We start from the raw sequence: 19,673 nt of genomic DNA, 5'->3' as shown, positions 1-19,673 counted from the left end.
TCGGTCTGCGCACGCCGGGAGATCCGATGCGCATACGCGCGCTTGCAGCACATTTGCAGGGACGCCTGGTAGACAATTTCGAATATGCGGTTCTGGGTACGCCATGCGAACGTACTCTGAAAGGCGAGATCTGCATCTTTGCAACGGACATCCAGTCGATGTTCCCGCGCCACAAGATAATGAAAGGGCAAAGCTGGGACAGTTATGCCGGCGCCGCCTTGCGCGATGCAAACGGCCAGGTAATCGGCGTATTGGCCGTCATGCATAGCAAACCCTTGCGCAATCCGGACCTGATCCGGTCCCTGCTGCAGGTATTCAGCGAACGGGCTTCAGCAGAGCTGGAGCGCAAGCGGGCAGAAGAAGAATTGCGTCTGAGTGAGCAGCGCTTCGCCACTATTTTCCACTCCACGCCGGTGCCGATGTTTGTCACGCAGGTCAGCAGCAACAGCGTGATCAAGGACGTCAACAGTGCATTCGAGAGTCTGTTCCTGCGCTCGCGGGAATCTGTCGTCGGCAAGAATACGCTGGACCTTGCGATGTATTGCAATCCGGATGACAGGGTCTCCTTGCTGGAAGATCTGAAAGTAACCGGCAGCCTGGAAAATCACGAAGAAGTATGGATGTATCGCGGCGACAACAGCAAAGTACTGATACAGTTTTCGGGTCATGTCTTTTTTCTTGAAGGCGAACAATTCGGCATTCTGACCTGTCAAGACGTGACGGAAAAACGCCTGATTGAAACTGAAATCCTCGAATTCAATGCAACGCTGGAAGACCGCGTCATCGAGCGCACTGAAGAATTACAGCAAGCTAATCAGGAACTGGAAACCACGCTGGATGCATTGAATCTGGCGCATGAAGAATTGGTCAACAGTGAAAAACTGGCAGCGCTGGGCGCACTGGTAGCCGGCATTTCGCATGAACTGAATACTCCTATCGGCAACAGCCTGATGGTAGCCAGCACTCTCAGCGATCAAACGTCGAAACTGCTCGAGAATTACCGCGGCAACCAGGGCATCAAGCGCTCCAGCCTGGAAAGTTATATCAACGATGTCGACAAGGCCGGCGATATCCTGGTACGCAACCTGCATCGTGCAGCCGATCTGGTCAACAGCTTCAAACAGGTAGCCATAGACCAGACCAGTTCACAAAGGCGGACTTTTTCACTGGAAGAACTCACCAGTGAAATCCTGCTGACCTTATGGCCGGTGATACGCAAAACGCCCTTCACCGTCGAGCAAAGCATCCCGGAAGACCTGATCTTCGACAGTTACCCCGGCCCGCTCGGACAGGTGTTGAGCAATTTGATCAACAATGCGCTGCTGCACGGTTTCGAGGGAAGAAATCAGGGCCTGGTCGTGATTGCCGCACGCAGCAATGTAGATGGCTGGGTCGAACTCACGGTCAAGGATGATGGGGTGGGGATTCCGGCAAGTAACCTGAACCGGATTTTCGATCCATTTTTCACCACCAAGCTGGGCGAAGGTGGTTCCGGCCTGGGCTTGAATATCACGCACAACATCGTCAGCGGCGTGCTCGGTGGCCGTGTCCGCGTACAAAGCGCGGTGGGCACCGGCACCACATTCACCCTGACCTTGCCGCTGGTGGCGCCGCAAAGAAGCAACGACGACGACGCGCTGCATCCCTTGTCCTGAGCACTCTTTCCAGCCCGGCAAGCTGCAACGCAATCAGCGTCCTGGCACTATCCAGGCGCGAAAGCGAATCAGGAATTCCGGCACCGCGACAAAGACGCAGCCGGTAACAAAGGCATTCAGGATCGCGGTCACCAGAAACAACTGCGGGATACTCAATCCCGCCCCCAGCAACACCATCGCCAGCAGTGCCGCCACCACCATGAACAAGGCATTCAGTATGTTCATGCCGGCTATCGTGCGCGAGATACGCGTGGGGTCGCAACGCGTCTGTATCAATGCAAACAGCGGCACGATATAGAAGCCGCCGAACAGGCCTATCATCAGACAATCCAGCAAGATGCGGATACTGCCACCCTGCTGCAGGAAAGCACGGATATCGACCAGCTCCGTATTGGTATAGGCTACGCTGGAAAGGAACAGATCGAAACCGAAAACGGATAAACCGATCGCACCCAGCGGCACCAATCCAAGCTCGACTTTATGGCCGGACAAGCGCTCGCATAATAAAGAGCCAGCCCCTATCCCGAGCGAAAAAATCGTCAACAGCAAAATAAAAATGCCGTGATCGCCATGCAGGTTTTCTTTCGCATACAGCGGAAATTGCGCCAGCAGGATCGCGCCATAAAACCAGAACCATGAGTTGGCCAGCATGGCCAGAAATACCGTGCGGTTCTGCCGCGAAAAACGGATGTTGCGCACCGTTTCAGTCGCCAGATTCCAGTTGATTTTCAGTTCAGGTGCGGGCGCAGGAGAAACAGGAATTGCGCGGCTGGCGAGCCAGCCTGCCACCGCGATGGCCAGCGTGCCACCGGCAACCAGTTCTATTCCCCACGGCTGGTACAGCACCAGCGCAGCGCCCAGCACTTCACCGAGCAGGATGCCGACGAAGGTTCCCATCTCCACCAGACCGTTACCGCCCACCAGCTCTTCCGGTGCGAGTTTCTGCGGCAGATAGGCATACTTGACCGGCCCGAACAACGCCGAATGCAAACCCATGCCTGCCACTGCGGCAATCAACAACCATAAATCATGGCGCATCCAGCCGATCGCGGCGAGCAGCATGATGGCGATTTCAAGCAGCTTGATGTAGCGCACCAGCCTGGATTTTTCAAACTTGTCCGCCAGTTGCCCGGCCAGCGCAGAAAATAAAACGAAGGGCAAAATGAATAATCCCGGGATCAGGTTATTCAGGAAAGCCCTGTCCATCGTGGTCCAGTTCAATGCCTCGAAAGTCAGTATCGTCAGCAGCGCAGTCTTGAATACATTGTCGTTGAATGCACCGAAAAATTGCGTCCAGAAAAAAGGCGCAAAGCGACGCTGCGCGAGCAGGGAAAATTGACTGGACTTGTGCATGAAGAAAATTGGATGGTTTAAAAAAACAGGCGGAGGGTAAGCGCAGACTGCCAACCGGATGTAGCGCCCGGTTCAACAGATTGCAGGGTATGACGACAAGAAATATAAAAGCCGCCCGGGCAAAATAACTGCACGAGCGGCTTTGCTGAATATGCAGCCCTAGCTATCGTGTTCGCTGGCGATCGCAGGAGAACTTTGTATATACGATTTCAGCATTTTGTTTTCAAAGCTTTGAGCTTCAAACACTGCTTTTGCAACGTCGTAGAATGAAATCACGCCGACCAGATTTTTTCCATCAAGTACCGGCACATAACGCGCGTGTTTTTCCAGCATCAGGCGACGGACATCATTGATCTCGGCATCGGCTGCAATCGTGATCGGCTGGGTATTCATGTGCTGACGCACGCTGTCGCGCCCCACTGCCCCGCCATTTGCATGTATTGTCGCCATCACTTCACGGAAGCTGAGCATGCCGATCAGATTGCCGCCCTCCATCACGACCAGCGAACCGATGTCTTTTTCCGCCATCGCATGGACTGCATCCAGCATCGGGCTGTCTGGCGTTACCGTGAAGAGGATGTTTCCTTTTACCTTGAGTATTTCAGATACTTTCATGGGACCACCCTTGAGAGTTATGTTTATACTTCAGATACGTTCAATGTAGCCCAAGCGCCTCGAAAAATCCACAATTCGATGATCTAAATCACAAGAGGGATGGCCTCATCCGGCCGGACGGCAGACCGGTCGCGCCCCTTATCCGAAGCACGCACAGCGCAAATCTGCGCTCATTGCATTCCCTTGCCTCAAGGCTGTCCGTCATTTCCCTGACTGAAATATTCAGCTAGCGATAGCTGTAATCCCTGCTCGACTGCGCACTCTACTTTTTTAGCCAGTATTTCATTGCTGGCGGCATCAAATACGAACATCCGGTAAACATCGGCCAGCGCCAGTTGCTGCGGATTGGCCAGCAGCGTCCAGCGATCCAGGCCATCGGTAATACGCTTGCCCCATTGCACGCGTTTTGGCCCTTCCGCCTTGAGGCGCCCGACCCAGCCGGCATCCAGCATCTTCATCAACAGCGTTTCCACCTCATCAAAACCCAGGCGGGTCTTTGTGCGGATCAGCTTGCTATCGACCAGGGCAGAATCAGCAAAGGTTCTGGCTTCATACAATACCGCCAGCAGCGCCATCGCATCGACAAATGCACTCCCCGGCTGCGGCACATGCCACCACCGTTCATACTTCACGATCGGCAGGGCGGCCACCACCACGGCACCGCCGAGCGTGATCAACCAGCCCAGGTAGAGCCATACCAGAAAGATGGGGAAAGCCGCCACCGCACCATAAACCACCGTATAGGTAGGCACCTTGACCACGAAAACCGCAAACAGACGCTTGACCACTTCAAAGGCCAGCGCAGCCAGCAAGCCGCCGCACAGGGCATCGCGCCATTCCACCAGGCGATTCGGCACGACGATATACAGCGACGTAAAGGCGGCTGTCGTCAACAGGATAGAGATAGACGAATACAGGACGCCGCCGAAAAACGGGATATGCCTTACCGCCCCATTGGTCGCGGTAAACAAGTAGGAAGTCAGCGTAATCGAGGCGCCTATCAACAATGGCCCCAGCGTGACGATCGCCCAATACACCAGGATGCGCTGCGTGATCGGCCGCTTGGTTTTGACGCGCCAGATCTGATTGAATACCCGGTCTATCATCAGCATCATCATCACTGCCGTCACTATCAATGCGACGGCACCGATGGCAGACAGGCCCGTAGCCTTGCTGGAGAACTGCGTCAGATAGCCGAGTATCGTATTGGCAATCCCCTTGGGCATCAGGTTCTGCACGAAGTAGGCTTCGAGCGCAGTACGGAAGGTCTTGAACAGCGGGAAAGTCGTGAAAATCGCCAGCGCTATCGTCAGTATCGGTACCAAAGCCAGGACGGTCGTGAAGGTCAGGCTGCCGGCAACCTGCGGCAAGCGTTCTTCATCCAGCCGGCGTGCCGCAAAACGGATCAGGTTGCGCACCTGCGGCCAGGATAATTCGCGGAAAAGAGAAAATTTGGCTAGCTTCATGCAACGCGTATCGATATGTTCATGGTCTGAAAAAAGGCGCATGAAATTTGCGCCAGTGAGCTGCGATCAAGCATTTGGATGCTTATAAAGCATCCTATAATACCAAGCATGAACTCATCGACGCTCCCCATACTCGTTTTGTATTATTCCCGCCATGGCGCCACACGCAAACTGGCTGAATTCATAGGCCAGGGAATAGACAGCGTCGCCGGTTGCGAGGCACGCCTGCGCACGGTGCCGGCAGTTTCCACGGTAAGCGAAGCCAGCGAACCCGAAGTACCCGGCACAGGCGCTCCCTATGTGGAGCTGCGCGATCTGGAAGAATGCGCAGGCCTGGCCCTGGGCTCGCCGACCCGCTTCGGCAACATGGCTGCGGCGATGAAGTATTTCTGGGATGGCACTTCGTCGCAATGGCTGTCCGGCACGCTGGCCGGCAAACCGGCTTGCGTATTCACTTCCACCGGCAGCCTGCATGGCGGGCAGGAATCGACGCTATTGTCGATGATGCTGCCCTTGCTGCATCACGGCATGCTGCTGCTGGGCATCCCTTACACGCAAGCCGAATTGATGACTACCAGTACCGGCGGCACGCCTTACGGCGCTTCACACTGGTCGGGCGTCAGCGGCACGCAGCCGATCTCGGCCGATACGCGCGCGCTGGCGATCTCCCTGGGACAAAGGCTGGCGCAGACTGCGATCAAATTACGGAGCGCCTGATGCAAACGCAAAATCAAAAAATCATCCACATAGGCGCAGTCGCCAGCCTGATCGCCTTGATCATCCTGTGCATCGCATGGGAAATGGTGCTGGCACCGCTACCCACACGCCCCAATGGCTCATGGCTGGTGCTTAAAGTCATCCCCTTGCTGATACCCTTGCGCGGCATCATCAAGCGCGATCTCTATACGATGCAATGGTCATCGATGCTGATCCTGCTGTACTTCGCCGAAGGCATAGTACGCGGCATGAGCGACAGCGGCTTCTCCGCCACGCTGGGCTGGATAGAAGTAGCGCTGGTGCTGGCTTTTTTCACCTGCGTGATTGCCTACCTGCGGCCCTACAAAAAAGCTGCCAAGGCGCTGGCCAAACAGGCGCTGCAAAAGGCTGCTGAATGAATGCATTTCTCGATGCATGTCGCCGCACCATCGGTGCGCAATATGTATTGACAGCGGCTGCAGAAACCGCGTCTTACCTGACCGACTGGCGCCGCCGTTTGACCGGCAGTGCATGCGCAGTCCTCAAGCCGGCATCGACGGCAGAAGTGGCAGCCATCGTCTGCCTGTGCAATCAGTTCAAGGTGCCTATCGTGCCGCAAGGTGGCAATACCGGCCTCGTGCTCGGCAGCATTCCCGACGCCAGCGGCACTGCGGTAGTCCTTGTACTGACGCGCCTGAATCAGATACGCGCCATCGATCCGGTCAACAATACGATGACGGTCGAAGCCGGTTGCATACTGCAAAACATCCAGCAAGCTGCCGCTGATGCAGAACGGCTTTTCCCGCTCTCGCTGGCATCCGAAGGCAGTTGCACGATAGGCGGCAATCTTGCGTCCAATGCCGGCGGCACCGCCGTTCTGCGCTACGGCAATGCACGCGAACTGTGTCTCGGCCTGGAAGTCGTGACGCCGCAAGGCGAAATCTGGCATGGTTTGCGCGGCTTGCGCAAAGACAATACCGGCTACGATTTACGCGACCTCTACATAGGCGCTGAAGGCACGCTGGGCATCATCACTGCCGCCGTACTCAAACTTTTTCCACAGGCCAAGGCGCAGCGCACCACTCTGGCTGCATTGCGCAGTCCCGACGATGCCTTGCGCCTGTTGACGCTGGCACAACTGCGCTGCGGCGCGGCTCTGACCGGTTTCGAATTGATGTCTTCATACTGCCTAGCCCTGGTCCAGCAGCATTTTCCGCAGATGCACTTGCCGTTTGCAGATGCACATGCGCACTATGTGTTGCTCGAATTGTCCGATGGCGAATCGGAAGCACACGCGCAGGCACTGCTGGAAGGCCTGGTCGGCGATGCGCTGCAACAAGAGATCATCGAGGATGCGATCGTCGCCAGTTCGCTTGCGCAATCGAAGGCGCTCTGGGATATCCGCGAACACATACCGCTGGCGCAAGCTGCTGAAGGCAAGAACATCAAGCACGATGTGTCACTGCCTGTTTCGGTGATCGGTGACTTCATAAGCAGCACAGCCCACCTGTTGCAGCAAGCCTTTCCCGGTGCACGCATGGTGGTTTTCGGCCACCTCGGCGATGGCAATCTGCATTACAACGTCGCACACCCTGAAACCGTATCCGAGGCCAGCTTCCTGGCGCAGCAGGCTGCTGTCAACCGCATCGTGCATGATAGCGTGCACCAGTTCGGCGGCTCCATTTCTGCCGAGCATGGGATAGGCGCCTTGAAACGCGATGAAATCCTGCTGTATAAGACAGATGTCGAAATAAACCTGATGCGCAGCATCAAGCGCGCGCTTGATCCGCTGAACATCATGAATCCAGGCAAGGTTATTTAAGGTCTTTCCCCTTACTCAACTGCGAGACTGCTATGCCATCTACGCTACTGCTGCTTGTCCTTCTCTCTTTCGCCACCCCTGCCTGGTCGATCTACAAGTGCGTATCCGGCGACCGGACTGTCTATAGCGATGCGCCCTGTCAAAATGGCGCAGCCGGCAGCATGAAAGAAATTGTCGTGGCGACGCCTGCAACAGATAGCGCATCTGCACAAAAACAATTGCAGCAAGACAAACAGACCTTGCAGCGCCTGCAGCAGCGCCGCCACAAGGCAGACGCGCAGGAAGAGCGCCAGCAAGCGCAAAGATACAAGGTGGCGGAAGCGAAAAAGAAGAAATGCGCTGAATCGGCGCAACGCGTCAAATGGGCAAATGAAGATGCAGCCAGTGCGCAGCCGAAAACTGCCGAGCGCAGCAAACAAAAGGCCCGCCGCGCCACCGAGAAACATCAACTGGCTTGCGGCTAAGGGCGCCGGACAAAATTTTCCCGATACGGAGCGAAAATATCACGCATGTCAAACTCCGGTCATATACGCTTGTTACGATACGCCCGTGCTCTCATAAAGAGCTACCTTTAGCACCATACCCACGGTTGCTACTACCGGCGCTGGCGGTCGGGAAACATACCAGCACCAATTACCGAAGCCTGCCTGCGTGCAGGCTTTTTTCTTTCCAGCCGCACATACAATGAAATGCTTGATGCATATCAAATTAAGGCATTTTAAAGATGTATTAAAAATGCTATAAATGACGTGCAGTCAGTTTGGGCCGCGATGGATGGCAAATGAACGGCAGCCAGGCTGGCTTTACTCACTCAGGAGATCTCATGAAAACCGTTGAAGAATTCAAAGTCAAGAATGCAGCAGGCAAATCCCTCATCATGCTCAATATCGACAAGGGAATCACTTATCTGGATTACGGCATGGCTCATTTGCCGCGGGATTTCCAGGGATATCTGGTCAAATACACGGACCAAATTGCGCTTTCGCAAAATGACGGCACCTTCAAAATCCAGGACACGAACGAAACTTTCAGCCGCGCTTGAATAGTGCTCATTGATGTTTTCGACCTGCCCGGCTATTACCAGCCCGGCAGGCCGGCTTTTCTCATACCCTGATATCTCCGCAATAGTCGGCATCGACTACCGAGCGCTCGCTCACGCGCATGTACATCCAGTCATTTTCACATTTAACACCAGTGAAAAATGAACGTGTATGCATGCTGAAGGTCTATATACCTGCATAGTTTTTCACTATGAAGATCACAGCAAAATTCCAATAATGGCTTCTTGATTTTCGATGATAGTATTTAAGCCAGCACTACTTTAGTCCAGCCGCTTGTCTCTCAATTCCATTTTTAGAGGTGCATATGTCCAAGAAAAAACTCACCACTGTAGGCGGCGCGCCAGTTCCCGACAATCAAAACGTCCTGACAGCCGGCCCGCGCGGACCACAGCTTTTGCAAGATGTCTGGTTTCTTGAAAAGCTGGCGCACTTCGACCGTGAAGTCATTCCTGAACGACGCATGCATGCCAAAGGCTCGGGCGCGTTCGGCACCTTTACCGTCACCCACGACATCACCCGCTACACCAAGGCAAAAATTTTCTCGCAGATCGGCAAGAAGACCGACATGTTCGTGCGCTTTTCCACCGTCGCGGGCGAACGCGGGGCAGCCGATGCAGAACGCGATATTCGCGGCTTCGCAATGAAGTTCTACACGGAAGAAGGCAACTGGGATTTGGTCGGCAACAATACGCCGGTATTTTTCTTCCGCGACCCGATGAAATTTCCTGACTTGAATCATGCAGTCAAACGCGATCCGCGCAGCAATCTGCGCAGTGCAAAAAACAACTGGGATTTCTGGAGCTCGCTGCCGGAAGCCTTGCATCAAGTCACCATCGTCATGAGCGACCGCGGCATTCCTGCTTCGCATCGCCACATGCATGGCTTCGGCTCGCATACATTCAGCTTCATCAATGCCGACAATGAACGCTATTGGGTGAAGTTCCATTTCCGCACCCAGCAAGGCATTAAAAACCTGAGCGATGCAGAAGCAGAGCAACTGGTCGGCAAGGACAGGGAAAGTGCGCAGCGCGATCTGTATGAGTCGATAGAGAAGAAGGACTTCCCGCGCTGGACGATGGCCATACAAATCATGCCGGAAAAAGATGCAGAAAAAGTTCCGTATCACCCATTCGATCTCACCAAGGTTTGGCCCAAGGGCGATTACCCATTGATCGAAGTCGGCGTGTTCGAGCTCAACCGCAATCCCGAAAATTATTTCGCCGATGTCGAGCAGGCTGCCTTCAACCCGGCCAACGTCGTGCCGGGCATCAGCTTCTCGCCTGACAAGATGCTGCAAGGTCGCCTGTTCTCGTACGGCGATGCACAGCGTTATCGTCTGGGCGTGAACAATTACCAGATTCCTGTCAATACGCCCAAGTGTCCTTTCCATGCCTTCCATCGCGACGGTGCAATGCGCGTCGACGGCAATCATGGCAGCACCCTGCATTACGAACCTAACAGCTACGATGAATGGCAGGAACAGCCGGATTTCCGCGAGCCGCCGCTGGCGATCAACGGTGCAGCCGATCACTGGAACTACCGTGAAGATGATGCCGATTACTACTCGCAACCGCGTGCGCTGTTCAAGTTGATGAGCCCGGCGCAACAACAAGTGTTGTTCGACAATACCGGTCGCGCGATGGGCGATGCGCCGCTTGAAATCAAGCAGCGCCATATAGACAATTGCACGAAATGCGACCCTGCCTATGGTGCCGGTGTAAAGAAAGCGCTGGGACTTTGATCTGAGTGCGGACCGGTGGGCTTCCCCGCTGCCGCCTGAATGAATGTTCATCGTAAAAAATGGCCGGGAATGCTCCCGGCCATTTTTACTTCCGGCTATTTCTTGAAAGCTTAGACAACCTTGAGGGAAATGCTGGGCAAACGATCGATATAGCCTTCCATGACATCACCTCTGACGACCGGGCCCACATTTTCCGGCGTGCCAGAATAAATGATATCGCCCGGCTGCAATTCAAACGCCTTCGATAAATTGCTGATCTGCTCTGCAACCGACCAGATCATGTTTTTCAAGTCCGAACTTTGCTTGACCTGGCCATTGACCTTGAGCCAGATTTTTCCTTCAGTGAAGTTGCCGATACTGGCAACCGGATGTATCGGTCCTATCGGCGCCGATTTGTCGAAGCTCTTGCCGATTTCCCACGGTTTTTCTTCTTTTTTCATTGCTGCCTGCAAGTCACGGCGCGTCATGTCCAGCCCTACCGCATAGCCAAACACATGCTGCAATGCGTTTTCGACGGAGATGTTTTTGCCACCCTTGCTGATTGCTGCCACCAGTTCAATTTCGTAATGGTAATTTTTTGTCAGGGTTGGATAAGGATGATCGCTCACCTGTCCGGGCGCCACGTACTGAATCGCATCGCTGGGTTTTTGAAAGAAGAATGGCGGTTCGCGCGTCGGATCCGAACCCATTTCGCGCGCATGCGCGGCGTAATTACGCCCTATGCAATAAATACGGCGCACCGGAAAGCGTTCAGCACTCCCCACGATAGGAATCGTCGGCTGCGCTATGGAAAAAACTGTTTGATCCTTGCCGCCTGCGCTACGCGGTGCAGCACAACCCGTCACCGCCCCCAAAGTCATCAAGCCCGCCGCCTGCAACATTCCACGCCTGTTAATTTCCGTCATGTCATCTCCTCTTTCGAATTGATCTAACTAAATATGGCAAGTCGCAAAACACCCATCAAGCTGGCGCTCAAAACTTACCTTGAATCAATTTACACGAGTTTGAATCAACAGTGGAATGTCATCCTCTTCTCATGGCTTTGGGAGAAATATGCGTTTGCAATTCAAGTATTTAAAAAGCTATGTTATAGCGCAACTCGAATTTGATAGTGCAATACAGAGTTCGTAATATCCGGAGAAGTAATATTGGTGGACCCAACAGGAATCGAATCTGCGACCCTCAGCTTAGAAGACTTGCCTGCGGAGATTAGGTTTTTCCTTTGTAGGGTATGAGTGCGCCCCCCATCTGTCGCCAATGCGCAAATCTTTGAATATACATATTCGCGTTGCTTGAGCTCGTGTAGACCGCATTCATAGTCGCGCTTGGAAGCGCTCGGTGAAAGCGACAATTGTTTTCTGAAATCTATTGACAAACACTAGCCCTCCCAACTAGATTAGGAATGCGCCACGTCACTGACATGTCAGTTTTGGCGCATTCCTTGCGACGTAGATTTTTGCAGCAAAAAAATATGGGCCAGAAACTGAGTGGCAGCATCATGTCATTGAGGAGACAAAACATAGATTTGCAAAAACTTTATCTTTCACAAAATTTAAAACAAATAATGAAGAGGAAAAGTCCAAATGAATAATTTTTTAAAAACAGCCATTGTCATTTCACTGCTTGCTGGATTCGGTTCCAGCTCCACCTATGCTGAACCGCAACAACAAGTCCGCGGCAAAAACCATGTTCTTCCAGCCACCCTCGATAACGTTCAATGGGGCTGGTATGACACGAAAGAGCCAACCAAGCTCACCGTCAATTCAGGCGATACAGTCTCTGTCGAAACAATGATGCATTCGCACGACAAGATTAAAGAGGGCATGAGCATGGAAGAGATCATCGCCCTGCGGAAGGCAAATCCGGGGGGCGGGCCACACTCTCTGACAGGACCGATTTACGTGAATAACGCCGAGCCGGGTGACGTGTTAGAAATCCGTATCCTGAAAATCGTGCCGAAATCCTTTGGCGTCAACTTCAATTTGCCGGGCAAGGAATTTCCGACGATAGGCGCACTGGCTTCGGAAATGCCAGATGGTTTTGTAAAATTCATGAAGTTTGATGCGAAAAGAACGAAGGCCGAGTTCAAACCGGGCATCACGCTCGGCCTCAAGCCATTCCCTGGCACGCTCGCAGTTGGCATTGATCCCAACGACCCTTCCCCTCGTAAAGGTGGAATAAAGGACGATCCTTTGGCACCGGTGTCTTCATTGCGCCCATGGAAAAATGGCGGCAACATGGATATCAACGAACTTCAGGCTGGTTCCAGGATTTTCCTGCCGGTATTCCAAAAAGGAGGCTTGATCTGGACGGGTGATTCTCACTGCCTGCAGGGTAATGGTGAGGTCAATCTGACTGCACTGGAATGCTCCTACAAGGAGATTGTTCTGCAGCCGATCGTGCACAAGAACATGAAACTTGAATGGCCGCGCATCGAAACCGAAACGCACTGGATTTCTATTGGTTTCGACGAGGACTTGAATAAAGCGATGGTCAACGCCACACGTGAGGCAGTGAATTTCTTGGCCGAGCAGAAAATAGTACCGCTCAGCCGTTATGAAGCTTACTCGCTGATGTCGATGGTAGGCGATTGCCGGATATCACAAGTAGTAGACATCCGTAAGGGTGTGCACTGCATGATTCCGAAGTCAATATTCACAAAAAAATAAAAGGGTAAATTATGCAAGCGCTAACCGCCTTCACACTAGCCTTGGCGCTTGCTTTCAGCATGCCTTATGGCATGGCTGCATCCAATACAAAAATCAATGTGGTTACCACCACTACAGATTTGAAAAGTCTGGTTACTTCAGTCGGTGGTGATCGAGTGACGGTTGAAAGCATTGCCGCTCCAGATCAAGACCCGCATTCGATGGAATTGAAGCCTATACAATTAATAAGACTGCGTGATGCTGATTTGGTCGTACGCATAGGAATGGATCACGAGCCTTGGCTCGCACGCATGAGTACGAATGCACAAGTACTCAATACATCAAATAACGTACAACTTGTACAAACAGAAACGCCGCGATTGCGCGCAGAGCGCCGCGCCCATGTCCATGCCTACGGCAACACACATTACTGGCTCGATCCTGAAAACGCCCGCCCCATTACAGCATCAATTACAGAAACACTTTCCAAATTGAGGCCGGCAGATCGCCAATATTTTGAAGCCAACAGAGAAAAATTTCTTCGTGACCTGGATGTGCGCTTGAAGGCATGGAAAATTGCCATGGAGCCCTACCGTGGAACCAAGGTTGTAGTCATGCATGACAGTTGGAGCTATTTTGCCAAACGTTTTGGATTGTCGATAGTAGCGGCCGCAGAACCGACGCCTGGCGTGCCGCCATCCCCGGCAGAACTCTCAAAACTTTTTGTCAGGATGCGGGACGCCGGTGTGAAGATTGTGATTGCTGATCCAAACTCAAACCCGGGAGTGGTCAGGCAGGTTGCAGAGCACGGTGGTGCAAGAGCGGTGACGCTGGTTCCGTCAGTGCTGGCAGATCCACTGGCCAGAGATTATCTGTCCATGCTTGATCTGAATGTCGAGCGGTTTGTAGGGGGGCTGAGATAAGCATGCTGGAACTTCTCTTATGGCCATTCGTGGCAGGCATAATATTGACGAGTATCCATGCGTACTTCGGGCTTCATGTACTGGCTCGAGGCATCATTTTTGTCGACCTTTCACTGGCGCAAGTTGCCGCACTGGGAATCACAATCGCGATTCTCGCGGGGCACACTGTACAAAGCGATGCAGCTTACTGGTATGCGCTTGTCTTTGCCTTAGGCGGTGCCGTTCTGTTCGCGCTAGCCCGCCGTTTTGAAAAAATGGTGCCGCAAGAAGCGGTGATTGGTATTGTTTATGCTGTTTGCGCCGCACTCGCCGTGCTTGCACTCGACCGCGCACCTCAAGGTGCTGAACATATCAAGCAGATTTTCATAGGCTCTATTCTCACCGTATCTGCAAATGAAGTAAGCAAGCTGGCCATTCTTTACAGCCTCATCGGCGCCGCACACTGGCTTTTGCGCAAACCGCTTATACAGGCTTCGTTCCATCCGGAAGAGACTGGCGTCAACAGTCGGCGTAAATTTCTTTGGGATGTCGTTTTTTATGGAACGTTTGCACTGGTGGTGACATCTTCAGTGCGTATCGCCGGTGTACTTTTGGTATTTTCATACTTGATTGTCCCGGCAGCGATAACAGGTCTTTTCGCCACGAAAATGCAGAGTCGTCTTTTGATTGCATGGGCGCTAGGGGTTGCGCTGAGTGCAGTTGGCCTGGCTGCCTCCTGGTTCTGGAATTTGCCAACCGGTCCGGCTATCGTCGCGGCATTTGGTGCCGCATTCGCCTTCGTTGCCATGGGTATGATTTTATGGCACTCCTCTCTGCTACTTGTAGGCAAAACAGTCACTGCCATATTGGGGATATTGGGTTTGCTTGTGCTTGCTTTTCCCAATATGGATCAACACTGGCTTGATGCGATTGAAGAGGCTGCGCCGATCGTCCAGGAAGTTTTTTTGACTTCTGATGAACTGGAAACTCGCCATGAAGCATTGGATGCCATTCAACGTTCAACTGAGGAGTTGACGACTTTGCAGGCACTGGATCAGGATGTGAGATGGGGTACAAAAGAAATGAGTGCAGAAAAGCAAGACCGCCTGCGGCAGTATCTAGCTAGTCGCAGTGAAATTCAAGCCGGTGATCAACTCGTTCTAAAGGAACTCCGCCAGCAGGCGCGGGGACGCCAACGTTTCGGAATCGGCATTCCCTTATTACTATTGGGACTGGCTTCTTTCTTTCTTTTAATGCGGACTCGCCCCCTCAAAGTCTACAAAGTGGCTACACAGACTTAGAAAACAAGAAAATGAATGCAGGCGGTAACCGATTGATTTTACTGGTCTGCCCAACAGGAATCGAACCTGTGACCCTCAGCTTAGAAGGCTGATGCTCTATCCAACTGAGCTATGGGCAGAAGTGGTTTGCAGCAGGATGAAATACAGTGCCGCATCACGCAATGAAAACTATCTGATGGTGTGCGGCAAAGGTGCTGCATTATGCCTTTTTTATGATGTGGTTTCAATGCTGCAAGGCAGTGGATGTCGTGATTGGCTCAGGCAGTGCCGCCAGGCCGTGAAAACAGGCGTGGCGATGAATCAAGTTGTCGCTGGTACTTCCTATTTCCTGATTTCATCCACCATCGCGTATCCCCTGACAAAGCCGGCTGCCAAGGCCTCAGCCCTGGAGGCATAATCGGCATCATCGCCGGATTCGGCAGCCAGTTCGCTTTCCGCGCTTGCATCGACACCGGGTTCGCACACGCGCACCGTGTAGTCCCATAGATGTCCCGCCTCTTCTTTTTGCAAGGTAGTGACATGAACCTCCATGCCCTTGTACAGTTCGGTACTCCAGTTTTCCTGCTTTTCCATATCAGTGCCCCTTGATCGTTTTACTTCCGGTGAAGCTCTTGTCTCACGCTGTAGAGACGCAGCAGCATCATGCATGAATCAGTGTTTTGGGTCGTCAATTTCCGGATTCGGCGACGGGACAGGATCTTCCTGCGGCACCGGATGCTCTCCGGGTAAAGGATCTTCCACAGGCTCGGGCACCGGGGCCTTGTGCGCATGGATAAGCGAACTTGCGTCGAATGCCGCAAACATCTGCGCATACGGATAGGGAGCTGCCACGGATAGCGAAATTTCACGCATGGTTTTCATCCTGTCAAAGTTGGTTCGGACAACAATACCACGTCACCCATTCTTGTTTTGGAATCGCAATTGAATGGAGCAATCATTTCTCTCAATACCTGGAAAAGACCGGCTGCGATGATTGAAGTTCCAAATGAAAAAGGAAAGTACCTGCGACCAGGCATTGGAGAAAAGCCGAATGTTCTGCTGGCTTGAACACTGGAAGAAATGGACGAAAAAAAGGACTAGCGATTAAGCTAGTCCTTTAAATTCTGGTCGGAGTACAAGGATTCGAACCTTGGACCCCCTGGTCCCAAACCAGGTGCGCTACCGGGCTGCGCTACACTCCGAAGAACGAAATAATACTGCAATGAGCTCTATTCGTCAACCATTAACTCACGGCAGCATGAATAATTTGCAGATTTTATGCGGGCAATTTCGCGGCAATCCGGCGCGCCATCTTTTCAGCAAGGGCTGCATCCCGCGCCTCCACCATGACGCGGATCAAGGGTCCGGTACCAGAGGCGCGCAGCAACACCCGCCCCGTATCGCCCAGCTCGGTTTCTACCGCTTCCTTTTCTGCTAACAAGGCGGCATTTTTCTTCCAGTCAAAGTCCGGCGTAACTCTGACGTTGATCAGTGTTTGCGGAAACATGTCTATATCGGACGTCAATTGCGCCAGTGTTTTTCCACTGCGTTTCAATGCAGACAATATTTGCAACGCAGAAATGATGCCGTCGCCGGTAGTGTGCTTGTCCAGAAACAGCATGTGCCCGGAACCTTCGCCGCCCAATGACCAGCCACGTTCCTGCAATGCTTCCAGTACATAGCGGTCACCGACATTGGCGCGGGCAAATCCGATGCCCATTTCCTTGAACGCGACTTCCAGTGCCATATTGGTCATCAATGTGCCGACGGCGCCTTCTATGCGACGCACACTCATCTGGTCCTTGACCATGATGTACAGCAGTTCGTCGCCGTTATAAATCCGCCCTGCCGCATCGACTGCAATCAGGCGATCTGCATCACCATCGAGCGCGATGCCGAGATCAGCGTGGTTGGCGCGTACCGCCTCGACCAGCGCTGCCGGTGCCGTGGCACCTACGCCATCATTGATATTGAAACCATTCGGCTGATTGCCGATCGCAATCACTTCCGCGCCCAGCTCATGGAATACATCCGGCGCGATATGGTAAGCCGCACCATGCGCGCAATCGACGACGATCTTCATGCCGCGCAAATCAAGCTCATTCGGAAATGTGCTTTTGCAGAATTCGATATAGCGTCCGCGCGCATCATCCAGGCGTTTTGCCCGGCCCAGTTTTTCCGATGCCACGCAAGACATAGGCGCATCCAGTGCAGCCTCGATTTCGAGTTCCATCGCATCCGGCAATTTATTGCCGGATGCAGAGAAAAACTTGATGCCGTTATCGTCGTAAGGATTATGCGAAGCGGAAATGACGACGCCGGCAGACAAACGCAATGCGCGCGTCAGGTAGGCAATGGCCGGCGTCGGCATAGGCCCCGCCAGCATCACATCCACGCCAGCAGCCGAGAAGCCGGCTTCCAGCGCCGCTTCCAGCATGTAGCCAGAAATGCGCGTGTCCTTGCCTATCAAGACCACCGGCCTGCTACCCGATGCCTTGGAAGCTTCCGATTTGCTCAGTACGCTGCCGGCAGCGTAACCCAGGCGCATGATGAAATCCGGTGTGATAGGAGAAACACCCACTTTGCCGCGCACACCATCGGTGCCGAAATATTTTCTAGTCATTTTTGTATTTTATTGCATCATTGATTGATTGCGTGCCACACCGTCAGTGCATCCACGGTTTCTGCCACATCATGCACGCGTACTATACGCGCACCATTTGCCACTGCAGCCAGCGCCGCAGCCAGGCTACCTGCCAGACGCTGCTCGACGGGTTTGTCCAGCAAGGCACCTAGCATCGACTTGCGCGACAAGCCAGCCAGCAAGGGTAAATCCAGGCTGGTTTGCAACTGCCCGATATTTTTCAGCAAGGCGATGTTATGCGCCAGCGATTTTCCGAAACCGAAGCCGGGATCTATGCACAGACGATCGCGTGCAATGTTCATCTGCGCTATCGCGGCTATACGTTCATGCAAGAATGTGCTGACGTCAGCCACCACATCCTGATATTCAGGCTTTAACTGCATGCTTAGCGGATCTTTTTGCATGTGCATGATGCACAGCGCACAATCCGATTCCGCAACCGCTGCCAACGCACCCGGCGCACGGAAACCATTGATGTCGTTAATCATGTCGGCGCCTGCAGCTACCGTTTCACGCATGACTTCCGGTTTGTAGGTATCTATCGAAAGCGGCTTGCCGCAATCGCGCAAGGCGTAGACCAGCGGCATCACGCGATCGAGCTCACCCTGCAGTGAAACAGGCTGCGAACCGGGGCGCGTCGACTCGCCGCCTATATCGATGATATCCACCCCGGCGGCGATCATTTCCTCGGCGTGCGAAATCGCCGTATCCAGCGCATGATATTTGCCGGCATCGGAGAAGGAGTCGGGCGTGACATTCAAAATACCCATGACCAGCGGACGGGAAGTCGCGGCGATCGACAGGCGGTAACGACCGCATTGCAAATGACTCTGCATGATTTAACCAGAAAATAAAAAGGGCGAGGATTGCTCCTCACCCTGTATCAAGGCACTACCTTCCAGGCATATGCGACAGATGCTTATTGCGCCGGTGCGGCTGGCGCAGTCGGTGCCGCTGCATTTGGCGTGACGCCACCCGAAGGAGGAGTGTCAGACGTTGCACGCTTGGTTGGTACGCCATATTTAGGCTGGCGCGGCTCGCGCCCTTCCATGATGTCGTTGATCTGGTCGGAATCGATGGTTTCCCAATCCAGCAGGGTTTTCGCCATCAGTTCAACCTTCTCGCGATTCTCTTCCAGCAGTTTGCGCGACAGTGCGTATTGCGTATCCAGGATCGTGCGGATTTCATTGTCGACCTTTTGCTGGGTCGCTTCCGATACCGTTTTCGCCGATGAGCGTCCGAAATACGCATCCTGCTCGGTATCTTCGTAGACCATCGTGCCCAGACTTTCCGACATGCCGTAACGCGTCACCATCGCACGTGCCAGCTTGGTCGCACGCTCGAAGTCATTCGAGGCGCCGGTCGACATCTGGTGCATGAAGATTTCTTCTGCAATACGGCCGCCGAACAGAATGGAAATTTCTTCCAGCATCTTGTCCTTGTACATATTGACGCGATCATGTTCAGGCAACTGCCAGGTCAGGCCGAGCGCAAAACCGCGCGGCATGATCGTTACCTTATGCACCGGATCGGCCTTGGGCAAGAGCTTGGCGACAACCGCGTGACCCGATTCATGGAAAGCCGTATTGCGACGCTCTTCTTCGCGCATCACTGCAGACTTGCGCTCAGGGCCCATCACGATCTTGTCTTTGGCATCCTCGAAATCCTGCATCTCGACCAGACGCTTGTTGCGACGGGCGGCAAACAATGCAGCTTCATTGACCAGATTGGCCAGGTCAGCACCGGAAAAACCAGGTGTGCCGCGCGCCAGGATATCGGCCTGAACATCG

The 19,673-nt window shown here is 53.4% G+C and carries 18 protein-coding genes, 2 tRNA genes and 2 pseudogenes; 11 read left to right on the top strand and 11 right to left on the bottom strand.

The genetic code is table 11. The annotated features are described in order from the left end of the window. Positions 1 to 1,655 (top strand): ATP-binding protein (locus Q7T06_RS05485; RefSeq protein ID WP_304781525.1); only part of this gene is annotated, 1,655 nt, incomplete at its 5' end. 45 nt (positions 1,656 to 1,700) lie between these two features. Here the strand turns inward: Q7T06_RS05485 and Q7T06_RS05480 are convergent. The 3 genes and pseudogenes from Q7T06_RS05480 to Q7T06_RS05470 all read right to left on the bottom strand — a co-directional run. After that, positions 1,701 to 3,008: pseudogene (locus Q7T06_RS05480) on the bottom strand (MFS transporter); the annotation flags it as partial. A gap of 159 nt (positions 3,009 to 3,167) precedes the next feature. Further along, positions 3,168 to 3,623, bottom strand: coding sequence for a CBS domain-containing protein (locus tag Q7T06_RS05475; RefSeq protein ID WP_304781522.1), 456 nt, complete (start codon positions 3,621 to 3,623; stop codon positions 3,168 to 3,170). Positions 3,624 to 3,811: 188 nt separating this feature from the next. After that, entirely contained in the window at positions 3,812 to 5,089 is a 1,278-nt protein-coding gene (locus Q7T06_RS05470) for a YihY family inner membrane protein (RefSeq protein WP_304781529.1), read from the bottom strand. A 108-nt stretch (positions 5,090 to 5,197) separates the two neighbouring features. Between Q7T06_RS05470 and wrbA the strand changes: the two genes are divergently transcribed. The 6 genes from wrbA to Q7T06_RS05440 all read left to right on the top strand — a co-directional run bounded on the left by wrbA (position 5,198) and on the right by Q7T06_RS05440 (position 10,409). Continuing rightward, on the top strand, positions 5,198 to 5,806 hold the full coding sequence (gene wrbA / locus Q7T06_RS05465) for an NAD(P)H:quinone oxidoreductase (protein WP_304781519.1): 609 nt from the start codon (positions 5,198 to 5,200) through the stop codon (positions 5,804 to 5,806). Then, positions 5,806 to 6,204 carry a DUF2069 domain-containing protein gene (locus Q7T06_RS05460; protein WP_304781516.1) on the top strand — a complete coding sequence of 133 codons (399 nt, stop codon included), beginning with the start codon at positions 5,806 to 5,808 and terminating at the stop codon, positions 6,202 to 6,204. Before wrbA ends, Q7T06_RS05460 begins: the two co-directional genes overlap by 1 nt. After that, positions 6,201 to 7,607, top strand: coding sequence for an FAD-binding oxidoreductase (locus Q7T06_RS05455; RefSeq protein ID WP_304781513.1), 1,407 nt, complete (start codon positions 6,201 to 6,203; stop codon positions 7,605 to 7,607). Before Q7T06_RS05460 ends, Q7T06_RS05455 begins: the two co-directional genes overlap by 4 nt. Positions 7,608 to 7,639: 32 nt before the next feature. Further along, positions 7,640 to 8,071, top strand: a complete 432-nt coding sequence (locus Q7T06_RS05450) for a hypothetical protein (protein WP_304781509.1) — start codon at positions 7,640 to 7,642, stop codon at positions 8,069 to 8,071. A 317-nt stretch (positions 8,072 to 8,388) separates the two neighbouring features. Next, positions 8,389 to 8,649, top strand: a complete 261-nt coding sequence (locus Q7T06_RS05445) for a hypothetical protein (RefSeq protein WP_304781505.1) — start codon at positions 8,389 to 8,391, stop codon at positions 8,647 to 8,649. 323 nt (positions 8,650 to 8,972) lie between these two features. Further along, the gene (locus Q7T06_RS05440) at positions 8,973 to 10,409 is read left to right on the top strand and encodes a catalase (RefSeq protein WP_304781502.1); all 1,437 of its coding nucleotides are present in this window, start codon (positions 8,973 to 8,975) and stop codon (positions 10,407 to 10,409) included. A gap of 110 nt (positions 10,410 to 10,519) precedes the next feature. On the opposite strand, the gene Q7T06_RS05435 is transcribed toward Q7T06_RS05440, so the two are convergent. Continuing rightward, positions 10,520 to 11,314, bottom strand: coding sequence for a fumarylacetoacetate hydrolase family protein (locus tag Q7T06_RS05435; RefSeq protein ID WP_304781499.1), 795 nt, complete (start codon positions 11,312 to 11,314; stop codon positions 10,520 to 10,522). Between the two features lie 678 nt (positions 11,315 to 11,992). Here Q7T06_RS05435 and Q7T06_RS05430 point away from each other — a divergent pair. From Q7T06_RS05430 to Q7T06_RS05420, 3 genes are read left to right on the top strand one after another with little or no spacing between them, the layout of a single operon-like run. After that, positions 11,993 to 13,078: an acetamidase/formamidase family protein gene (locus tag Q7T06_RS05430; protein ID WP_304781495.1), complete on the top strand. Its 1,086-nt coding sequence runs from the start codon at positions 11,993 to 11,995 to the stop codon at positions 13,076 to 13,078. An 11-nt stretch (positions 13,079 to 13,089) separates the two neighbouring features. Further along, positions 13,090 to 13,980: a metal ABC transporter substrate-binding protein gene (locus Q7T06_RS05425; RefSeq protein ID WP_304781492.1), complete on the top strand. Its 891-nt coding sequence runs from the start codon at positions 13,090 to 13,092 to the stop codon at positions 13,978 to 13,980. A gap of 2 nt (positions 13,981 to 13,982) precedes the next feature. Continuing rightward, positions 13,983 to 15,260: a metal ABC transporter permease gene (locus Q7T06_RS05420; RefSeq protein ID WP_304781489.1), complete on the top strand. Its 1,278-nt coding sequence runs from the start codon at positions 13,983 to 13,985 to the stop codon at positions 15,258 to 15,260. Positions 15,261 to 15,302: 42 nt separating this feature from the next. On the opposite strand, the gene Q7T06_RS05415 is transcribed toward Q7T06_RS05420, so the two are convergent. The 3 genes from Q7T06_RS05415 to Q7T06_RS05405 form a co-directional block, all read right to left on the bottom strand. Then, positions 15,303 to 15,379 (bottom strand) — tRNA-Arg (locus tag Q7T06_RS05415). Between the two features lie 202 nt (positions 15,380 to 15,581). Further along, positions 15,582 to 15,833: a hypothetical protein gene (locus Q7T06_RS05410; protein WP_304781486.1), complete on the bottom strand. Its 252-nt coding sequence runs from the start codon at positions 15,831 to 15,833 to the stop codon at positions 15,582 to 15,584. Between the two features lie 78 nt (positions 15,834 to 15,911). Next, complete coding sequence (locus Q7T06_RS05405; RefSeq protein WP_304781481.1) at positions 15,912 to 16,112, bottom strand: hypothetical protein; 201 nt, start codon at positions 16,110 to 16,112, stop codon at positions 15,912 to 15,914. Positions 16,113 to 16,181: 69 nt separating this feature from the next. On the opposite strand from Q7T06_RS05405, the gene Q7T06_RS05400 reads away from it, so the two are divergent. Continuing rightward, positions 16,182 to 16,307: a hypothetical protein gene (locus Q7T06_RS05400; protein WP_304781475.1), complete on the top strand. Its 126-nt coding sequence runs from the start codon at positions 16,182 to 16,184 to the stop codon at positions 16,305 to 16,307. A gap of 57 nt (positions 16,308 to 16,364) precedes the next feature. On the opposite strand, the gene Q7T06_RS05395 is transcribed toward Q7T06_RS05400, so the two are convergent. The 4 genes and pseudogenes from Q7T06_RS05395 to Q7T06_RS05380 all read right to left on the bottom strand — a co-directional run. Further along, a tRNA-Pro gene (locus tag Q7T06_RS05395) sits at positions 16,365 to 16,441 on the bottom strand. Between the two features lie 74 nt (positions 16,442 to 16,515). Next, complete coding sequence (gene glmM, locus Q7T06_RS05390) at positions 16,516 to 17,862, bottom strand: phosphoglucosamine mutase (protein WP_304781470.1); 1,347 nt, start codon at positions 17,860 to 17,862, stop codon at positions 16,516 to 16,518. 17 nt (positions 17,863 to 17,879) lie between these two features. Then, a complete protein-coding gene (gene folP / locus Q7T06_RS05385; protein ID WP_304781465.1) occupies positions 17,880 to 18,719 on the bottom strand; it encodes a dihydropteroate synthase in 840 nt (279 codons plus the stop codon). A gap of 83 nt (positions 18,720 to 18,802) precedes the next feature. Beyond that, positions 18,803 to 19,673 (bottom strand): annotated as a pseudogene (locus Q7T06_RS05380) (cell division protein FtsH); the annotation flags it as partial.

Origin of the sequence: Herminiimonas sp. (assembly GCF_030645555.1) — a bacterium.
Classification (GTDB): Bacteria; Pseudomonadota; Gammaproteobacteria; order Burkholderiales; family Burkholderiaceae_D; genus Oxalicibacterium.
The sequence above is the reverse complement of the archived record's forward strand: the minus strand, read 5'-3'. Positions and strand labels throughout refer to the sequence as shown.

Coding starts and splice junctions, on each gene's coding strand:
- Q7T06_RS05475 (WP_304781522.1), bottom strand. CDS start 3,623: ATGAAAGTATCTGAAATACTCAAGGTAAAAGGAAACATCCTCTTCACG.
- Q7T06_RS05470 (WP_304781529.1), bottom strand. CDS start 5,089: ATGAAGCTAGCCAAATTTTCTCTTTTCCGCGAATTATCCTGGCCGCAG.
- wrbA (WP_304781519.1), top strand. CDS start 5,198: ATGAACTCATCGACGCTCCCCATACTCGTTTTGTATTATTCCCGCCAT.
- Q7T06_RS05460 (WP_304781516.1), top strand. CDS start 5,806: ATGCAAACGCAAAATCAAAAAATCATCCACATAGGCGCAGTCGCCAGC.
- Q7T06_RS05455 (WP_304781513.1), top strand. CDS start 6,201: ATGAATGCATTTCTCGATGCATGTCGCCGCACCATCGGTGCGCAATAT.
- Q7T06_RS05450 (WP_304781509.1), top strand. CDS start 7,640: ATGCCATCTACGCTACTGCTGCTTGTCCTTCTCTCTTTCGCCACCCCT.
- Q7T06_RS05445 (WP_304781505.1), top strand. CDS start 8,389: ATGAACGGCAGCCAGGCTGGCTTTACTCACTCAGGAGATCTCATGAAA.
- Q7T06_RS05440 (WP_304781502.1), top strand. CDS start 8,973: ATGTCCAAGAAAAAACTCACCACTGTAGGCGGCGCGCCAGTTCCCGAC.
- Q7T06_RS05435 (WP_304781499.1), bottom strand. CDS start 11,314: ATGACGGAAATTAACAGGCGTGGAATGTTGCAGGCGGCGGGCTTGATG.
- Q7T06_RS05430 (WP_304781495.1), top strand. CDS start 11,993: ATGAATAATTTTTTAAAAACAGCCATTGTCATTTCACTGCTTGCTGGA.
- Q7T06_RS05425 (WP_304781492.1), top strand. CDS start 13,090: ATGCAAGCGCTAACCGCCTTCACACTAGCCTTGGCGCTTGCTTTCAGC.
- Q7T06_RS05420 (WP_304781489.1), top strand. CDS start 13,983: ATGCTGGAACTTCTCTTATGGCCATTCGTGGCAGGCATAATATTGACG.
- Q7T06_RS05410 (WP_304781486.1), bottom strand. CDS start 15,833: ATGGAAAAGCAGGAAAACTGGAGTACCGAACTGTACAAGGGCATGGAG.
- Q7T06_RS05405 (WP_304781481.1), bottom strand. CDS start 16,112: ATGCGTGAAATTTCGCTATCCGTGGCAGCTCCCTATCCGTATGCGCAG.
- glmM (WP_304781470.1), bottom strand. CDS start 17,862: ATGACTAGAAAATATTTCGGCACCGATGGTGTGCGCGGCAAAGTGGGT.
- folP (WP_304781465.1), bottom strand. CDS start 18,719: ATGCAGAGTCATTTGCAATGCGGTCGTTACCGCCTGTCGATCGCCGCG.